Consider the following 14,855-nt stretch of genomic DNA (forward strand, 5'->3'; position numbering starts at 1 on the left):
TATTTCAGGGAGCAGGGCCGCGACCAGCGCCTCGGCCGGCCACGTGGCCACGCAACTCCGTCCTCGATCGGCTGGGACCGGCCAGTCATCGGGCGAGGTTCGGGTGGGTGCCGCGGCAGCGCCCTCGAGACACGCCATTCGCACGATTCGGACACCGTGCGCCTCGCCTCCGGCCCGTTGTCGCCCGTGGCGCGTACGCTCACCCTTCATGCCGACCGGCGGTAGCAAACAGGTTCGCGCCGCGCGCAAGCGCAAGAAGCGGATGGCGCGCGTCACCCACGATCTCACCGACGCGCAGTGGACCGCGCTCAAGGCGTCCTGGGGTGGTTGCGCGTACTGCGGGACTCCGGACGGGTCGCCGCAGAAGGACTGCGTGCAGGCCATTTCACGCGGCGGCCGCTACACGCTCGGAAATGTCGTGCCCGCGTGTGGATCGTGCAACGCGAGCAAGTGCAACGCCGAGGTGACCGGCTGGCTGCGGCGCAAGAAGCTCGACGAACGCTCGTTTCTGGTGCGCCACTACGAGATATCGGCCGAGCTCACCGGCCGGTTCGTGCTCGATGGCCCGGTCGACGAATCCGCCGGTGAGGCGGAGCCGGCCTGACCGCTCGTCCGGCGCCGGCTGCTCGAGTGCGTTGCGAGATAGGCTGTAAGCGAGCGATTTTCGTTGTCGGCGATCGTTTCTCTGGCAGAGGGGTCCGCACGGATGGATTGCCGGAACACCCGTCTCAGCCGCCGCCGTGTGCTGATCGCGGCCGGATCCGCGATCACCGCCGCCGCGGTGACCAGGCCGGCCCCGACCGGGCGGATCACGCGTGATGTGAGTCCGTACGCCGCCGGTGCCGAGGCGAGTTGGGAGCGGGCCGATCTGGCCGAACAGGCGATCGTGGAGCGCCACGTGCGTGCGCTCTGGGGACAGCAGGGCATGCGGCTCGGGAAGCTGGTGTGGCCGTCGTCGGTGGCGAACCTGTCGTTCGTGAAATGGTGCTACTGGTGGCAGGCGCACCTCCTCGACTGCGCGATCGACGCCGCCCACCGCGCCCGCGGCGCCGACCGGCTCGACCGGGTGGCCGCGATCGCCTCCGGTATCCGGGCCCGCAATCTCGGCGTCTGGACGAACCGCTACTACGACGACATGGGTTGGCTGGCAATCACACTCGAACGCGCCGATCGCCTGCTCGGTCTCCGTTTCGGCGACGCCCTCGGCGACCTGCGCACGGCCCTGCTCGACGGCTGGAACCCGGCGGTCGGCGCGGTGCCCTGGCGGGTCGGCGACGACTACTACAACACGCCCGCGATCGGCCCGACCGGCATAGCCTTCGCACGGCTCGGCGAGGTACCGCGCGCCGGGCAGCTCGCGGATTTCCTGCACACCCGGTTGCGGGATCCCGGCACGAATCTGATCCTCGACGGTGTCCACGAGCCCGGCGGCGAGGTGAATCGCGCGACCCTGACCTATTGCCAGGGTGTGGCGATCGGTCTCGAAACGGAATTGTTCACGCGCACGGGCGAATCGAAGCATGCGCGCCGGGCGATGGACCTTGTCGCCGCGACCGCCGCGGGCCTGACCGATGACGGGGTGATCGTCGCGGAAGACGGCGACGACTCGGGCTTGTTCATGGGCGTGCTGGCCCGCTACCTGTCCGAAGCCGCACTGTCCCTGCGTGATCCCGCCGCCGCGAAAATAGTCCACGACTCCGCCCGCGCCGCCTGGACCAACCGCGCCGAGGTGGACGGCCTCCCCCTGTTCGGCACGAACTGGTCCCTCCCGGTAACGCCGTCCGGCCTCCCACGCGCCGCCCAGCTCCTGATGCCCCCCTGGCCGCCCTCCGACAACCTGAGCCCCGACCTGTCGGTTCAACTGAGCGCCTGGATGCTCTTGGAGGCGGACCACCGCCTGACCGCCGCCGGTCTCTGACCGGACCGGGCGCCACCCGCCGACCGGCGCGCAGACCGAGGGCTCCCCGAACGTGCGCGAGCCCCATTCTTCGAAGGGTTCGCAGGTGACCGATCCGAGGTCGGAAGAGCTTGCGGTCGGCCCGCGGCCGGTCCCGGCTCATCACCGAGAAGCTCGCTGTCCTCCCCGCCGCGTGCGCTGAATCCCGCCGGTTATTCCCCGGTCCATATCGTTCCGGCGCGATCCCGGCCGGACACCCATTCCTTTCCGAAGAACCACACGAGCCCCGTCCCGGCCGCGGCTAGCTCGAGCGCGATCACCTCACCGAGTACCGCCCCCATGGACAGGGAATCGGAGGCCGACATCTCGATGTGGATGACCTGCCGCACCCCGGCTAGATGGTCACGAATCGTGTCCGGCCCGGGCCCGACAGCGTCGTCCAGCACCTCGTCCAAGATCTCCGAAATCTCCTCGGTGACAGCGGAACCGGCGGATATCCGGAGTGGCCGGCCGGACTCTTGCCAGTGCACCTCGACAACCTCGCCGTCGTCGACGCGCAGAGTGGCCTCCGCCGAATCCGCTGCGGCCGTAGCCGATTCGTCATCGTCGTAGAAACCCTCGGCCAGGGTCGGCAGGTCGGCCTCCTCGATCCAGCGGCGGATCGCGTCCCCGTCGAGCCGAATCGGTTGGCGGCAGTACACGCTGATCCACTCGGCCACCGCCACACCTTAGATCGTGGCGCGCCCGGATTCGCGCGGTGCGAACGTCGTTCCGGCTATCCGGTGGTGTCCCGCGGCGGTGATCAAGCCACCGCCAACGGGCCGGGCCGCCGCTTCTTCAGCGAGCTGATCAGGCGGCGTTGTTCCCGGACCCCGGCGGCTGCCAGTTTCGGTTTCACCGCGGAAGCGAAGGCGTAGAACAGAATGTGGTTCAGGCCCGCGTCGAGATAGGGGGTCAGCCAGCGTTCGACGTCGGCGGCGGTGCCGGAGGGCATCAGGGCCCGTACCAACTCCGGGGTCACGTGTTTGCTGTATTCGGCGAACTGCTCGCCTTCGAAGACGGCCGGGTCCACGCTCGCGTAGCCGGGGTTGTCCGCGCCGAGGGGATGGGTCGCGCCGGCCGCCGTCCAGCTCGGGCCGGGCATGGCCAGGGCCATGGCCTGGATGAAGGGGGCGTTGCAGAGCTCGTCCAGGGTTCGCTGGTCGGGGGCCAGGAGCGGGGCCAGCAGGACGCTGCGGTGCAGGGTTTCCGGATCGCGGCCGGAGTCCAGGGCGCCGCGGGCGAAGTGGTTCGCGGCGGTGTGCCAGGAGGTCGTGGTGTCGTTGAGGATGAACATCCAGCCGTCGCCGTGCTCGCCGGCGATTCGGCTGGCGCGCGGGCCCTGCGCGGCGACCCACACCGGGGGAGTCGTGCCGTTCAGCGGCGGCAGCCCGAATCTGGCCTCGTGCCAGTCGTGGAACGGCCCCTGGTGGGTGAGCAGCTCGTCCGGGGAGGACCAGGCGGCGCGCAGCGCGATCAGGGCGTCGGCGAGGCGGCCGGCGCGAGGTTCGAGCGTCAAGCCGTACGGGACGGTGTTCTCGAACTCGCCGGACCCGATGCCCAGCACCACCTTGCCGCGCGAGACGTGATGCAGCGACATCCACGCCCGCGCGAGGTCCGCCGGACTCCGCCGCACCACGTCGGTGACGGCGACGCCCATCATCGGACCGCGTGGCCGAGCCCAACGGGCAAGCGCCACGGTCGGATCCAGATAGGCGTCCAGCGAAGTGACGTAGCGCGCCATCGGCGAGAACCGAACATTCCACGCGGCTGCGGGAAAAGCCGATTTGGTGTGGTCCGAGAACCACACGTCGTCGACGCCCAGCACACGAGCCGTCCGCATGTTCATCTTGATCGCCCACACGGGTGCGACCGGCTCGATCAAGGACCCGATCCGCACCCGGTCGCCTTGCGGCCGAACCTTATAGGGACTTTCACGCCGGACCATAGCCACCCCCGGGAGGAATTCCTGATCGATTTATAGCAAGGGGCCGGGCCTGCTGACCTGCGATCGCGCGAACGGTGCGTTGCGGGCCGACGTGTCGGCTACCTGCGCGCGTCGGGCAGGTGTGACGGCCGGCGCGCCCACGCGCGAACGGTGGGCGGGGCGTAGAACCGGCGTCGCTCGTCGCCGAGTTCGGCCCGCGCCGCCGCCGCACCGAGCAGGGCGAGGCGTTCCGCGGCGAAATCCCATCCGTTGGGCATGGTGTAGTGCGGATCTTCCCGGGACGAACCGGGTGACGAGTTCATATGCCGACGCTATGCCCGGCGTGCGGGAGCGAACAGCGGATCTGCCGGTCCATTCGGGTGCGGGTGAGCGAATCCACACCGTGTGAACGTGTTTCGATCGCGGTTCCGGCCACGTCGGTACGCTCGTGGCCATGGGCGGGGATCTGCTGTTGCTGTTCGCCATGTTCGGGCCGGTGGTCCTGCTCGGGTGGGCGGCCGTGCGGGCGAAGCGCCGGGGGCTTGGGGGGATCGTTCGTCGGGCCGTTCCAGGAGATGTTCGATCCGGGTGCGGCGCGTGCGCAGATCGTCATCGAGGAGATGGCCGAAGCGCCGGATCCCGCGGACTCCGGTGATCCGGACGATGATGACGGGCTGCCGAACATCGTGGTGTACAAGGGAGTTCGGCTCTACATCAACCCGGACAAGGTTCGGCGGCGCGACCGGCGTGCCGAGTGAGCGTGTGCCTTCTCGATGTGCCGGGCGTGCCGATCTAATCCCCGGTCCGGCCGTCGATGCGCTCGCGGAGGAGATCGGCGTGGCCGTTGTGTCGGGCGTACTCCTGGATCATGTGGACGAGAATCCAGCGCAGGCTGTAGCGCTCGCCGGTCGGTTCGTGTGCACCGAAGGAGTCGAGGGATTCGCACGCGTCGGTGATCCGGCGCGAGTTGTCACATGCGCTGTGCCACAACCGGAGTGACTCGTCGACGTCGGCGTCCTCCACCTGGAAATCGCTGCCGTCGGGGGCGTCGTTCCGCCAATGTGCGAACGGGACGTCGTCACCGGCCAGAATGCGGCCGAACCAGCCCAGTTCGACGTCGGTGAGATGGCGGACGAGCCCGATCAGCGACAGTTGCGACGGTTCCACCGCGCGCAGCCGGAGTTGTTCCGCGGTGAGTCCGGAACACTTGCGGCCCAGCGTCTCTCGGTGAAAATCCAGCATGCCGACCAGTGTTTCGCGTTCACCGGTGAGCCCGTGCTCTTGGTTCTGCTGTGTTTGCTCCACCCGTTCATAGTGCCAACGGCCGGGGTGATCTCGGTTACAGCGCCGATTGAACCGAACTCGCCGAGGTACGTCGCAGTTGTCCATGCGAAGCGAGATTTTCGGAGGTACAGCGATGTCCGAGCACAAGAGCGGTCCCCTCGAAGGCGTCGAAGGGGTCGTCGAAGGCGTCAAGGGCAAGGCCAAGGAGGTGGCGGGTGCGATCGTCGGAAACGACGAGTTGCGCCGCGAAGGCAGTGCCCAGCAGGACAAGGCCGAGTCGCAGCGTGACGTGGCCAAGAAGGAAGCCGAGGCCGAGAAGGCTCGGGCGGAGGCCGCGGTCGACGAGCAGCGGCAGCAGGCGTATCAGCAGGGCCAGTAGCGCCTGCTGAGAGTTCTATCCGGGACCGGATGCCCTCGGGGCGTCCGGTCCCGTCGTCGTTTCAGGCCACCCGCATCGCGAGGCGGGGCACGAACTCGGCCCAGCCTTCGGCGGGGAAGGCCCGGTTCACCACCTCGAGCAGGTGCAGCGGTTGCCGTCGCAGGCCGGTGACGCGCAGTGTGCGGTGCGTGGAACAACAGAACCGGCGCTGCTGGTCGAGTAGCTGCAGGCCGCGAACGCTCATGAATCCGACCTCGCTGAGGTCCCAGGTCACGTCGGTGATTCGCGAGGGCAGCCCGGCGGTGGCGTCGAGCAGTTCGGGCAGGGTGTGCAGGTCGATCTCTCCGTGCGGGGTGACCGTGACGGTGTTGCCGTGGAAAGTGCGGATGATCTGCATGTCGGGCGCCCCCTTCTGGGGGGTTGTGAGCCCAAAGACGCTGGGGCGGCGTGCGCTCCAGCAACGATGGAAAGAGCCGGGTGCCCCTGAGGGAGGCGATTCCCGAATCTGTAGTGAGTCGGACCGCCCGTTGTCTCGAGCGTCCCGGTCACTCTCTCGTCCGCTCAGTATGTCACGACTGCCGATCGATCGTCGGAAGCGTGGGATAGCGGCGGCAGGCCGTGTGTGGTTCGCGAGCCGCTTCGAGACGAATAGCGTTCTGACAGTGCGCGTTACAAGTGGAAGGCGGTCATCGGTGACCGAGTGGGCGGTCGCCGGAGTTCCGAGCTGGACGCACCTGGCGGCCTCCGCCGCCGGGGTACAGGGTCAGGTAGTAGCCGCCGCCGTCACGAGTGCCGCGGTTGTTGTGCTCCATGAGCCGGATCTGAGCATCCACGTAGCCGGTGAATGTCGGCGAGACCTGCGTGTCCTCGTCCGGCTTACCGTCGCTCCAGCGCAGGACAGGGCCGTCGAACCCGCCGGTCGCACGCAGGTAGTCGAATGTGTAGCCCTGGTGGGTGAGGATGACGGCCGCATCCGGCGGCAAGCGCCACGCGCCGCCGGCGTCCTCGACTATCTCGCGGGCGTCCTCGCGCAGTCGGTCGAAGCCGCTGATACCCGCGCGGTCGCTGCCGCGGAACAGGTCACCGCAGTGCTCGCCCATCCGGAGCAGATACTCCCGGAAGATCTCGGGGAACCGCGCTCCGATCCGGAGCTCGACGGCCTCGAGTTCGGATTCGCCGCAGCCGCCGAAGGTGGTGAGGCGGGCGCGATGGCTGTCGATCAGCTCCTGCGGGGTGTCGAGGAACACGTAGCCGGGGTTGTCCGCGAGTGTGACGAGTCGCGACTTCCAGGCTGCGACAATCGATTCGGCGTCCCCCGGCGAGCTCATGGCCTCGATCGTGGCATACCCGGCCGGGAGGACGCCATCCGCAATCCTGGGTCGCCGAATGTGTTCGGTCGCGATTCCAGCTGTGGACGCTAACGCGCCGCGAAGGCCGTTCGGAAGGCGGTGCGGGTGGTCTCGCCCGGCGTCCGGTCGAGGATCGCGAAGGTGATTTCCTCGAAGTGCCCACTGAATCGACCGGTCAGCAGTTCGTGAAAGACCCCGGCCACTACGCCCGGGTCGTTGCCGTAGGCGCCGCAGCCCCACGCGCCCAGGACCAGGCGCCGGTACCCGGCGGCGGCTTCGAGAATGCGCTCGGCGCGGGTGGCCAGCACCCCGGGTACTCGATGGACGTCGTCGGCTCGGTCCCGCGCGATCACGTTGGTCCGGGGTGCGGGGGAGGTGAGGAATCCGACCTCGAACGGGGTGTCGAGCAAGGTCCCGGTGTCGTCGCGGAAGACGGGCACGGCGGGGGACAGGATCACGCGGTCGCTGTAGAACGGGTCCGGGTTGGCACGGTGGTACGCGTAGTACTCCGGGACGGCCAAAAGCGTGGTGTAGAGCGCCGAGGCCCGGCACAGGGCTTCCTCCTGTGTGCGGGCCCCGGCGAGGTAGTGGCCGCCGGGATTTCGCGCCGACGCGAAGTTCAGAACGGCGACGGGCTCCGCGCCGGAGTCGACCATCCGCCGGGCCGCGGCAAGGCTGCTTTCACCGGTCACGGCGACGACGGTTGTGGCGTCGCCGCGGATGTCGATCGCGACCGGTTCGGGGCCGAACATCCTGGTGCCCTGCACGGCGGCGTCCACCCGCGCTGCCAACGCGACAGCATCCCCGCCGGCCGTCACGTACCCGCCGGCCGCGATGATCCGTTCGTTCTCGGCTGCAATGACTTCCAGGTCTTCGGTCATGCGCGCAATGCTCTCATCATCGCCACGAAGGGCTGAGGGGCACACTGCCGGTATCGCCGATCGGCATCGCGCTCGCGACCCCCTCGAAGCCGTTTACCATCAACATGTTCGGAGGGGAACTCGTCGTCGAGAGACGGAATAGTCATGCGGGGTGGGGCATTACATGAAGATCCGTGGATGGTATGTGCTGATTGCGGTCGTCCCACTCGTTTTACTCGCGGTGTACATCCGACAGCACGAATTCCTGTGCAGCCACGTGTCGTACGGTCAGCTGCCTGCACCGGAACCGCTGGCCACGGACGGTTCCACGATCCGTGTCGGTGAGCTGCGCAGCGTGAACCTCGGCCACGGCAGGGCGATCGACTCCGACTATCGACTGGACGGCGTAGCGGACGTCCTGGAACAAACCGGGACCTCCTTCGTGTGGACCGACCGCTGCCTCCTGCGTCCCAGCGAGGGCCTGAGGTTCGTCATCGTCCGCGGTCAACATCCGGGAACGGTGACGATCTCCCCACTGGGATATCCCCTGACGCTGCACGTCGTCGCGAACTGACCTACCGGCCGCCGGTAAAACCGCTGCGGCGGCAGCCTCTAGCTACCTGATCAGGGAGCGGACGGTATCGACTCGATCGGCGAGGGGTCCGGTCAACTCGACCACCGGGATGTCCGCGAGCAGTTGCAGCGGGTCGGCGTAGACCAGCTCCAGCAGCGCGTCGTTGACCGCCCGCCGAAGCCCCGGCATCTCCGCAGCCGGGAGCAGTGTCTCGGTCTCGGGAGAGATCGGCACGATCACCAGCAAATCCAGTGTGCCCAAAGCGGTTTGGATCCCGGCGGTATCGGTGATCGACTCGACGTCGAGACCGGTCGCCGCGAGATATGCCAGGAAATCAACCGGCGTCCGGTCGAAAACGGACCCGTCCGCCCCGGTGGTCAGCAACTCGATGGACCGGTTGAGCTGAGCCCGGTAGTCGGCCCGCGACGGCGGCCACTCGAACTCGTACCCGTCCTCTTCGAGCAACACATAGGGCTCTTCAACCGGCGTGAGTTCACCGAAGCGCGAACACAGTTCGTGCACCAACGTAGTCTTCCCGGTCCCGTGCGGTCCGGAAACCCCGATACGCATTCGACTCCTTCAATTCGAGTGTGGTGATGTATGCGGATGTTCAGCGAACGCGCGACCCCTCGCGAGCTGTGGGCCCGAATGTCGCCGGAGGCCCGGTCCGAGTTCGACGACCTGCTCACCCGTGGTGCGGAGGTTCAGGCGGTTGCCGCGCTGCGGCGACATGTCGGCGAACCCTGCCCGCAGCTACGCGACTGTATCGATTTGCTCGTCGAGCGCGCGGACGAGCTGGGCCACCGGCTCGACGAGCAAACCGGACCCCCTGCTGGATCGTAACGGTGAATCCGGGGCGCGGCGGTTGTCGGGACCGGTGCGGTGCCTGTACCGAGACGCTGTGCCACGTCCATTCACCGGGGCGGCGCGTAGAGAATGATCTCATCGTATTCGATGCGGTCCAGCCCGAAACCTGTGAGCCAGATCTGCAGCAGCGGTGTGTACGGGTTGGGCAGGTCTGTGAATGGATATCCCGAAAACTGCTCGCCCGCAGGGATTTCGAGCCCGAGCTCGGCCGCCCGCTCCCAGCACGCATGGTTTCGCACCTCGTCGTACCTGTTTACGTACGGTTGTTTGCACCGATCCGGACGCAGGGACGCGGGCACGAGCTGCTCGGAACTGGAAAGCTCGTCGTCGAAATGTCGCAGGATCCGGTGGAACTGGGCCTCCACCGAATACGGAATTCCCGTCAGGTACGCGCCCTTTCGATGATGTGCGCGGTTTCCCACCCGCCAGACCAGACGATCGATCGACCCGAGTCCCCAGGGCCGCAGTCGGGCGACGACCTCCCACGCGTGAATTTCGGCCTCCCGCGCCGCATCGATCGAACTACCCAGCGTGAGTAGGTGACGGCGACTCGGCCTGGGTATGTACGAGCCATCGGGGTTGTCGCCGGTTCCCCCGCAGTCGCCGCACGTCCAGGCGTCCTCCTCCCAATAGCCGTCCGAGTCACGTCCGCCCTCTACGCCTCGGCCCGCACAGGCACGGCAGGGATCGGCGTGCAGGAAGCGACGGCGCGGGTCCTCGCTGCCGAACAGGCTGCGCATCGCCGAGGTCGCATTCCGGTGCCGCAACAGTGCAAGTCGTGCAGCCGCTCGCGACCGCCGAGGCGGCTGCAGCAATTCGTTCGCCAACCGCTCGTAGTCGATCTTCATGGCTTTACCGAAGCACACCGGTCGAATGCGCACCGGCAAAGTCTGCGCACCCGCTTTGCGCCACTGCTGAATCCGTGATGGGTCGGTGTGTCGGGGGAATCGAATCCTATGGTTTCTTTGCGATACCCGAGTGGATTGATCGCTGGTCAGGGGAGTTTCGGCGAACCGGCCGGGCGCGGCCGGTAGCGGAATAAGACGCCCCCGTTCCGGCCCGTTTCCCGCTCTGTCATCATCCTCGAATGAAATCGAGAATCTCGAAAGTCGCGGCGTTTGTCGGCGTCGCGACCCTGGCCCTGGGGCTCAGTGGGTGTAGCGCGGACCAGGAATCGTCGGCGGAGGCCGCCACCAGCACCTCGGCCGCCGCGGCCGCGCCGCTCGACTATGCCACCCTGCTCATCAAGGCGAGCGACATCGACGCCGGGTGGACCGTGCGGAACACCAGCCCGGAGCAGAACGGTGTCACCGGAATCTTCGGAAACAGCGAGGGCACCGAGAAGATCACCTCCGCCGTTATCGTGCGGGCGAACGCGGACGACGCCTCGGCGGCCGTCGCGGCGGCCAAGGACGAAATGGCGCGGCAGTCCGGGGGCGCGTCCTTCTCGCCCATCGATGTCGGGGCCGGCGGCGGTCTGCTGACCGCGCCCGGCGGGACCACGGTCGTGGCGTTCAGCGAGGGCAAGGCGTTCTCGATCCTGGAATTCAACAGCACGACGGGCGAGCGGGTCCCCGACGAGGTGGCCATCGCCATCGCGGGCAAGCAGGATGCCGCCATCAAAGCGGGATTGAAGTAGCCGCGAAAGAACCTCTCTCGTAGCCGTTCTCGCCGATGTCATCGAGGGGCGCGAACGGCTCATGGCCTGGCATGCTGCACACCATGGCAACCCTCGGACAGCACGAGCCGGCCGACGATGCCGATGACCGGGAGTTCATCGGGTACGCCGACGGCGACGTCCCTCTCACGTCCCGGCTACGGACCCACGCCGCCGTGACCACGGCACTCGCGGAGTACAGCGATCGCGCGTTGCTGGAGCTCGTGGACGGTGCCGCGCCGCTCGGGGCCGGGATCGGCGGGACCTCGGTGCTGGTGGAGGTGGCGGGGCAGCCCGTCTTCGTGAAGCGGGTGGCGCTGAGCGACCTGGAACGGCAGCACGGCAACGTCCGATCGACGGCGAATATGTTCGGGCTGCCGCAGTTCTATCACTACGGGGTCGGCCTCGTCGGGGGTGCGGGGTTCGGGGCGTGGCGTGAACTCGCCGTGCACCGCCTGACAACCGACTGGGTGATCGCCGGTGAGTACCAAGGGTTTCCGCTCATGTATCACTGGCGGGTGTTGCCGGCCGAGGGTGCGTTGCCGGACGAACTCGCCGACATCGACCGGGTGGTCGGGTACTGGGGCGGCACACAGGAGATACGCCGCCGGATCGAGGCGGTGCGCGACTCCTCGGCGAGTATCGCGCTGTTTCTGGAATACATTCCGCAGACCCTGCATCGATGGCTGAACGATCGGTTCGCGGCGGGCGCGCAAGCCGCCGACCAAGCCTGCGCCATGGTAGAGCGGGAGCTGGCCGGCGGGGTCGCGTTCATGAACAGCTGCGGGATGCTGCACCTCGACGCGCATTTCCACAACATCCTGACCGACGGCCACCGCCTCTACTTCGGTGACTACGGCCTCGCGCTCTCGAGCCGGTTCGACCTCGCGCCGGAGGAATCCGCGTTCTTCGACCGGAACCAGAGCTACGACCGCGCTTTCAGCGTCACCTACCTGGTGAACTGGCTGCTCACAACCCTGTACGGGCTCGAGCCCGGGGACCGCGAAGCACGCGCGACGATGGTGCGCGCCATCGCGGCCGGCACACCGCCGCGGAACGTCACCGCGCAGGCCGCCGCGCTGCTCACCCGGCACGCGCCGGTCGCCGCCGCGATGTCCGAGTTCATGCTGGCGTTCCAGCGGGAGAGCCGGACGGTGCCCTATCCGGATGAACTGATCCGTCGACTGCTGGACCACGGCACCTCGTGAGGCCACGGTAGTCGCGCGCTGTCGGCGGTCGCCGCTACAGTCGCCGCGACCAACGCTTCACGATTCGGGGGATCATGTCCGACACCACAACGAGTTTCGATGCCGCACCGACCGCGGAACAGGGCTGGGGCCTGCCCGCTCGATGGGTGGGCCGCGGTGTGCCTACCCGCGGTGTGACGCCGCCACGAGAGGTGCGGGCTCCGCGGTCGGCGGGGACGTACGGCGATCTGGTTGCGGCACACCGGGATCAGCTCACAGAGATCTTCGCTGAAACCGCGGCCCGAGGGGAGCCGGGTTTGGCCGCGGCCGCCCGGGCGGCGCTGGAGGATCAGGCGAGTTGTACTCCACTCGGTGCGGCGGCGCTGGCGCATGCGCTTGTGCGCGCTGCCAAAAAGCCCAACAACGCCGCGGAGACCTGGATGGCGGAGCGGGGTTTCGGTTTCGCCGCCGAGGCCGCCGTATGGCACCTGTCGTTGACGGTGACCTGGTCCTACGAGTGGACACAGCGGCGGCACATCACCTGGCTGCACCACCAGCATCCCGGTTCGCCCCCATCCACCGGTCCGAGTGATCACCTGCAATCGGTGCGTGAACACCTGGCGGTGCTGCCGGAGCAGGAGTATCGCGCGGTCGTGACGCGGCTGGCCGCGCTGCGAGCCACGCCGGGCGGCTCGATTTTCCAGCAGGCCACCTCCTACCTGGCGCCCACCGAGGCGGAATGGACGGCCGAGGACCTGGCCGCCGCCACCGGCGAGGAGGTGAATCCGCACCGGTTCGCCCATCTCGCCGCATCGGTCACGACCATCGCGGAGTTCGATGCGCTGCTCGGCGCGCTGGGCGACAGTTTCTTCTGGCGCTTCGGATCGGACTACCTCGCGGTCGCGCTGCATCGGTTCGGCCCCGACGTCGCACCCGTTCTCGAGCGACTGCTGCGCCGCGGCATCTACAACCCGCGGACCGCCGCCCAGGTCGCGGAAATCTTGGCCGAGTTCCCCACCGACGCGTCGCTCGCCGCGGCCTTCACCCAGATCGGGAACGAACACGCCACCGGGACACTGATTTCGGCGATTCGACGGGTTCCGCACCGTGCGCTGCCGCTGCTCGTTCCGCTCGCCACCGGGTCGTCGCTGGCACGGCATCTGCTGCGCACCCTCGCGCACGCCGAGCCGGAATTGGCAGCGCAGGTGCCGCCGATCGCCGCCTACAGCGGCAGCGGGCATGTGCGGCAGGGGCTCCCGGCGGAGTTGCCCGCCGTGCTGCGAGACCCGCCGTGGCGGCAGCCGAACTCCGGCGCCGACAAGCCCCCGAGAGAACCGAAATGGCTGGTGCCGGAGACACTTCCGGCGGTCTCGCTCCGCGACTCGGACGCCGTCCTGCCGGTCGAGGCACTCGGCGACCTCTGCCGCCTGCTCGTGAAATACGGGACCGACGGCGACCCCTCGGGCATCGCACAGGTGAAAGCGACGGCCCGTCCCGAGACACTGGCCGAATTCGCCTGGGGCATATTCGAACTCTGGCAGCTCGCCGGCTTCCCGGCCAAGAACCCGTGGGTGCTGCGGGCCCTGGCCGTGCTCGGCGACGACGAGACGGTGCGGCGGCTGACCCCGATGATCAACGCGTGGCCGGGGCAGTCCGCGCACGCGCGGGCCGTGGCCGGGCTCGACGTGCTGACCGAGATCGGCACCGACACCGCGCTCATGCGGCTGAACGGCATCGCCGAGAAGGCGAAGTTCAAGGGACTCAAGGCAAACGCCCGCGGCAAGGTCGCCCTGGTGGCCGCCGCCCGCGGGCTGACGGCGGACGAGCTGGCCGACCTGCTGATACCGGATTTCGGCCTGAACGCCGACGGTGGCCTGGTGCTCGACTACGGGCCGCGCGGATTCGTGGTCGGTTTCGACGAACAGCTGAAGCCGGTCGTCCACGACGCGAAGCAGGACGACACCGGAGCGTGGCGGGCGCTTGCCGTGCGCAAGTCGCTGCCCAAGCCGGGCGCCAAGGACGATCCCGAGCTGGCTCCGGCCGCGCACAAGCGGTTCGCGGACCTGAAGAAGGCGGTCAAAACAGCGGCGGGCGACCAGATTCGGCGGTTCGAACGAGCCATGGTCACCGGCCGCCGCTGGACGGTCGCCGATCATCGCAAGCTGTTCGTCGACCACCCGCTGATCCGGCACATCGCCCGCCGCCTGGTGTGGGTGATCACCGATGCCAACGACACCGTCCTCGGCTCGTTCCGGATCGCCGAAGACCGCACCTTCGCCGATACCGAGGACAACCCGATCACCTTGCCGGACACCGTCACCGTCGGCATCGCACATCCCCTGCACGTGCCCGGCGGTCTCGGCGCGTGGGCCGAGCTGTTCGCCGATTACGAGCTGCTGCAACCGTTTCCGCAGTTGCAACGGGAAACCTACGCGCTCGCGGACGCCGATCGCGCGGTCGGCGTTCTCCCCGGCTTCGCGGGCATCACGGTTCCCACCGGCAGGCTGCTCGGCCTGATCCAAGCCGACTGGGAACGCGGTCCGGCGCTCGACAACGGCGTGTGGGACGAACTGTTCCGCGACCTCGGCGACGATCGCACGGTGGTGATCGATCTGAGCCCGGGCGTCCCGATCGGGAGCGTGGGCTTGTTCGCAGAGCAGACGATCACGGTCCGGCTGACCGCCCGGCGGCGGGCGAGCCGCGCGCCCGCGCGCCTGTCCGGGAACGCGGCGGCGGTCGCCGAATCGGAGCTGTTGCGCCAGCTGCATTCGCTCGGCTGAGTCGACCCCGGTGGCCTGCGCCCGGGCGCACGGATGAGAATCTCCGCCGCCCGGG

At 68.2% G+C, this 14,855-nt stretch carries 18 protein-coding genes; 9 read left to right on the forward strand and 9 right to left on the reverse strand.

The features are described 5' to 3' along the window. The first annotated feature begins 208 nt into the window (after positions 1-208). Positions 209-604 carry an HNH endonuclease signature motif containing protein gene (locus ABZ319_RS06855; RefSeq protein WP_354985365.1) on the forward strand — a complete coding sequence of 132 codons (396 nt, stop codon included), beginning with the start codon at positions 209-211 and terminating at the stop codon, positions 602-604. Between the two features lie 138 nt (positions 605-742). Next, positions 743-1,918, forward strand: a complete 1,176-nt coding sequence (locus ABZ319_RS06860; RefSeq protein WP_354985366.1) for a glycoside hydrolase family 76 protein — start codon at positions 743-745, stop codon at positions 1,916-1,918. A 191-nt stretch (positions 1,919-2,109) separates the two neighbouring features. On the opposite strand, the gene ABZ319_RS06865 is transcribed toward ABZ319_RS06860, so the two are convergent. The 3 genes from ABZ319_RS06865 to ABZ319_RS06875 all read right to left on the reverse strand — a co-directional run bounded on the left by ABZ319_RS06865 (position 2,110) and on the right by ABZ319_RS06875 (position 4,186). Further along, the gene (locus ABZ319_RS06865) at positions 2,110-2,616 is read right to left on the reverse strand and encodes a hypothetical protein (RefSeq protein WP_354985367.1); all 507 of its coding nucleotides are present in this window, start codon (positions 2,614-2,616) and stop codon (positions 2,110-2,112) included. Positions 2,617-2,699: 83 nt separating this feature from the next. Further along, positions 2,700-3,836, reverse strand: a complete 1,137-nt coding sequence (locus ABZ319_RS06870) for an LLM class flavin-dependent oxidoreductase (RefSeq protein ID WP_354985368.1) — start codon at positions 3,834-3,836, stop codon at positions 2,700-2,702. Between the two features lie 146 nt (positions 3,837-3,982). Beyond that, positions 3,983-4,186: a hypothetical protein gene (locus ABZ319_RS06875; RefSeq protein WP_354985369.1), complete on the reverse strand. Its 204-nt coding sequence runs from the start codon at positions 4,184-4,186 to the stop codon at positions 3,983-3,985. A 219-nt stretch (positions 4,187-4,405) separates the two neighbouring features. On the opposite strand from ABZ319_RS06875, the gene ABZ319_RS06880 reads away from it, so the two are divergent. Then, complete coding sequence (locus ABZ319_RS06880) at positions 4,406-4,621, forward strand: hypothetical protein (RefSeq protein WP_354985370.1); 216 nt, start codon at positions 4,406-4,408, stop codon at positions 4,619-4,621. Between the two features lie 34 nt (positions 4,622-4,655). Here the strand turns inward: ABZ319_RS06880 and ABZ319_RS06885 are convergent, their stop codons facing one another. Beyond that, the gene (locus ABZ319_RS06885) at positions 4,656-5,168 is read right to left on the reverse strand and encodes a DinB family protein (RefSeq protein WP_354985371.1); all 513 of its coding nucleotides are present in this window, start codon (positions 5,166-5,168) and stop codon (positions 4,656-4,658) included. 112 nt (positions 5,169-5,280) lie between these two features. Here ABZ319_RS06885 and ABZ319_RS06890 point away from each other — a divergent pair, with 112 nt between their 5' ends. Beyond that, the gene (locus ABZ319_RS06890) at positions 5,281-5,526 is read left to right on the forward strand and encodes a CsbD family protein (RefSeq protein ID WP_354985372.1); all 246 of its coding nucleotides are present in this window, start codon (positions 5,281-5,283) and stop codon (positions 5,524-5,526) included. Positions 5,527-5,587: 61 nt separating this feature from the next. Here ABZ319_RS06890 and ABZ319_RS06895 read toward each other — a convergent pair whose 3' ends face one another. The 3 genes from ABZ319_RS06895 to ABZ319_RS06905 all read right to left on the reverse strand — a co-directional run bounded on the left by ABZ319_RS06895 (position 5,588) and on the right by ABZ319_RS06905 (position 7,756). Continuing rightward, positions 5,588-5,923 carry an STAS domain-containing protein gene (locus ABZ319_RS06895; RefSeq protein ID WP_354985373.1) on the reverse strand — a complete coding sequence of 112 codons (336 nt, stop codon included), beginning with the start codon at positions 5,921-5,923 and terminating at the stop codon, positions 5,588-5,590. A 289-nt stretch (positions 5,924-6,212) separates the two neighbouring features. Further along, complete coding sequence (locus tag ABZ319_RS06900) at positions 6,213-6,854, reverse strand: SMI1/KNR4 family protein (RefSeq protein ID WP_354985374.1); 642 nt, start codon at positions 6,852-6,854, stop codon at positions 6,213-6,215. Positions 6,855-6,943: 89 nt separating this feature from the next. Beyond that, positions 6,944-7,756: a TIGR02452 family protein gene (locus ABZ319_RS06905; RefSeq protein ID WP_354985375.1), complete on the reverse strand. Its 813-nt coding sequence runs from the start codon at positions 7,754-7,756 to the stop codon at positions 6,944-6,946. Positions 7,757-7,919: 163 nt separating this feature from the next. Between ABZ319_RS06905 and ABZ319_RS06910 the strand changes: the two genes are divergently transcribed. Then, positions 7,920-8,309 carry a hypothetical protein gene (locus tag ABZ319_RS06910; protein WP_354985376.1) on the forward strand — a complete coding sequence of 130 codons (390 nt, stop codon included), beginning with the start codon at positions 7,920-7,922 and terminating at the stop codon, positions 8,307-8,309. Positions 8,310-8,351: 42 nt separating this feature from the next. Here the strand turns inward: ABZ319_RS06910 and ABZ319_RS06915 are convergent, their stop codons facing one another. Beyond that, on the reverse strand, positions 8,352-8,879 hold the full coding sequence (locus ABZ319_RS06915) for an AAA family ATPase (RefSeq protein ID WP_354985377.1): 528 nt from the start codon (positions 8,877-8,879) through the stop codon (positions 8,352-8,354). A gap of 30 nt (positions 8,880-8,909) precedes the next feature. Between ABZ319_RS06915 and ABZ319_RS06920 the strand changes: the two genes are divergently transcribed. Next, positions 8,910-9,152, forward strand: a complete 243-nt coding sequence (locus ABZ319_RS06920) for a hypothetical protein (RefSeq protein ID WP_354985378.1) — start codon at positions 8,910-8,912, stop codon at positions 9,150-9,152. Positions 9,153-9,223: 71 nt separating this feature from the next. On the opposite strand, the gene ABZ319_RS06925 is transcribed toward ABZ319_RS06920, so the two are convergent. Continuing rightward, positions 9,224-10,024: a hypothetical protein gene (locus tag ABZ319_RS06925; RefSeq protein ID WP_354985379.1), complete on the reverse strand. Its 801-nt coding sequence runs from the start codon at positions 10,022-10,024 to the stop codon at positions 9,224-9,226. Positions 10,025-10,263: 239 nt separating this feature from the next. Between ABZ319_RS06925 and ABZ319_RS06930 the strand changes: the two genes are divergently transcribed. The 3 genes from ABZ319_RS06930 (at position 10,264) to ABZ319_RS06940 (ending at position 14,800) form a co-directional block, all read left to right on the forward strand. Further along, a complete protein-coding gene (locus tag ABZ319_RS06930) occupies positions 10,264-10,815 on the forward strand; it encodes a hypothetical protein (RefSeq protein WP_354985380.1) in 552 nt (183 codons plus the stop codon). Between the two features lie 83 nt (positions 10,816-10,898). Further along, positions 10,899-12,041 carry a protein kinase family protein gene (locus ABZ319_RS06935; RefSeq protein WP_354985381.1) on the forward strand — a complete coding sequence of 381 codons (1,143 nt, stop codon included), beginning with the start codon at positions 10,899-10,901 and terminating at the stop codon, positions 12,039-12,041. Between the two features lie 74 nt (positions 12,042-12,115). Next, positions 12,116-14,800: a DUF4132 domain-containing protein gene (locus ABZ319_RS06940; RefSeq protein ID WP_354985382.1), complete on the forward strand. Its 2,685-nt coding sequence runs from the start codon at positions 12,116-12,118 to the stop codon at positions 14,798-14,800. The last annotated feature ends 55 nt before the right edge of the window (positions 14,801-14,855 follow it).

This window comes from Nocardia sp. NPDC005978, assembly GCF_040614455.1.
Lineage (GTDB): Bacteria > Actinomycetota > Actinomycetes > Mycobacteriales > Mycobacteriaceae > Nocardia.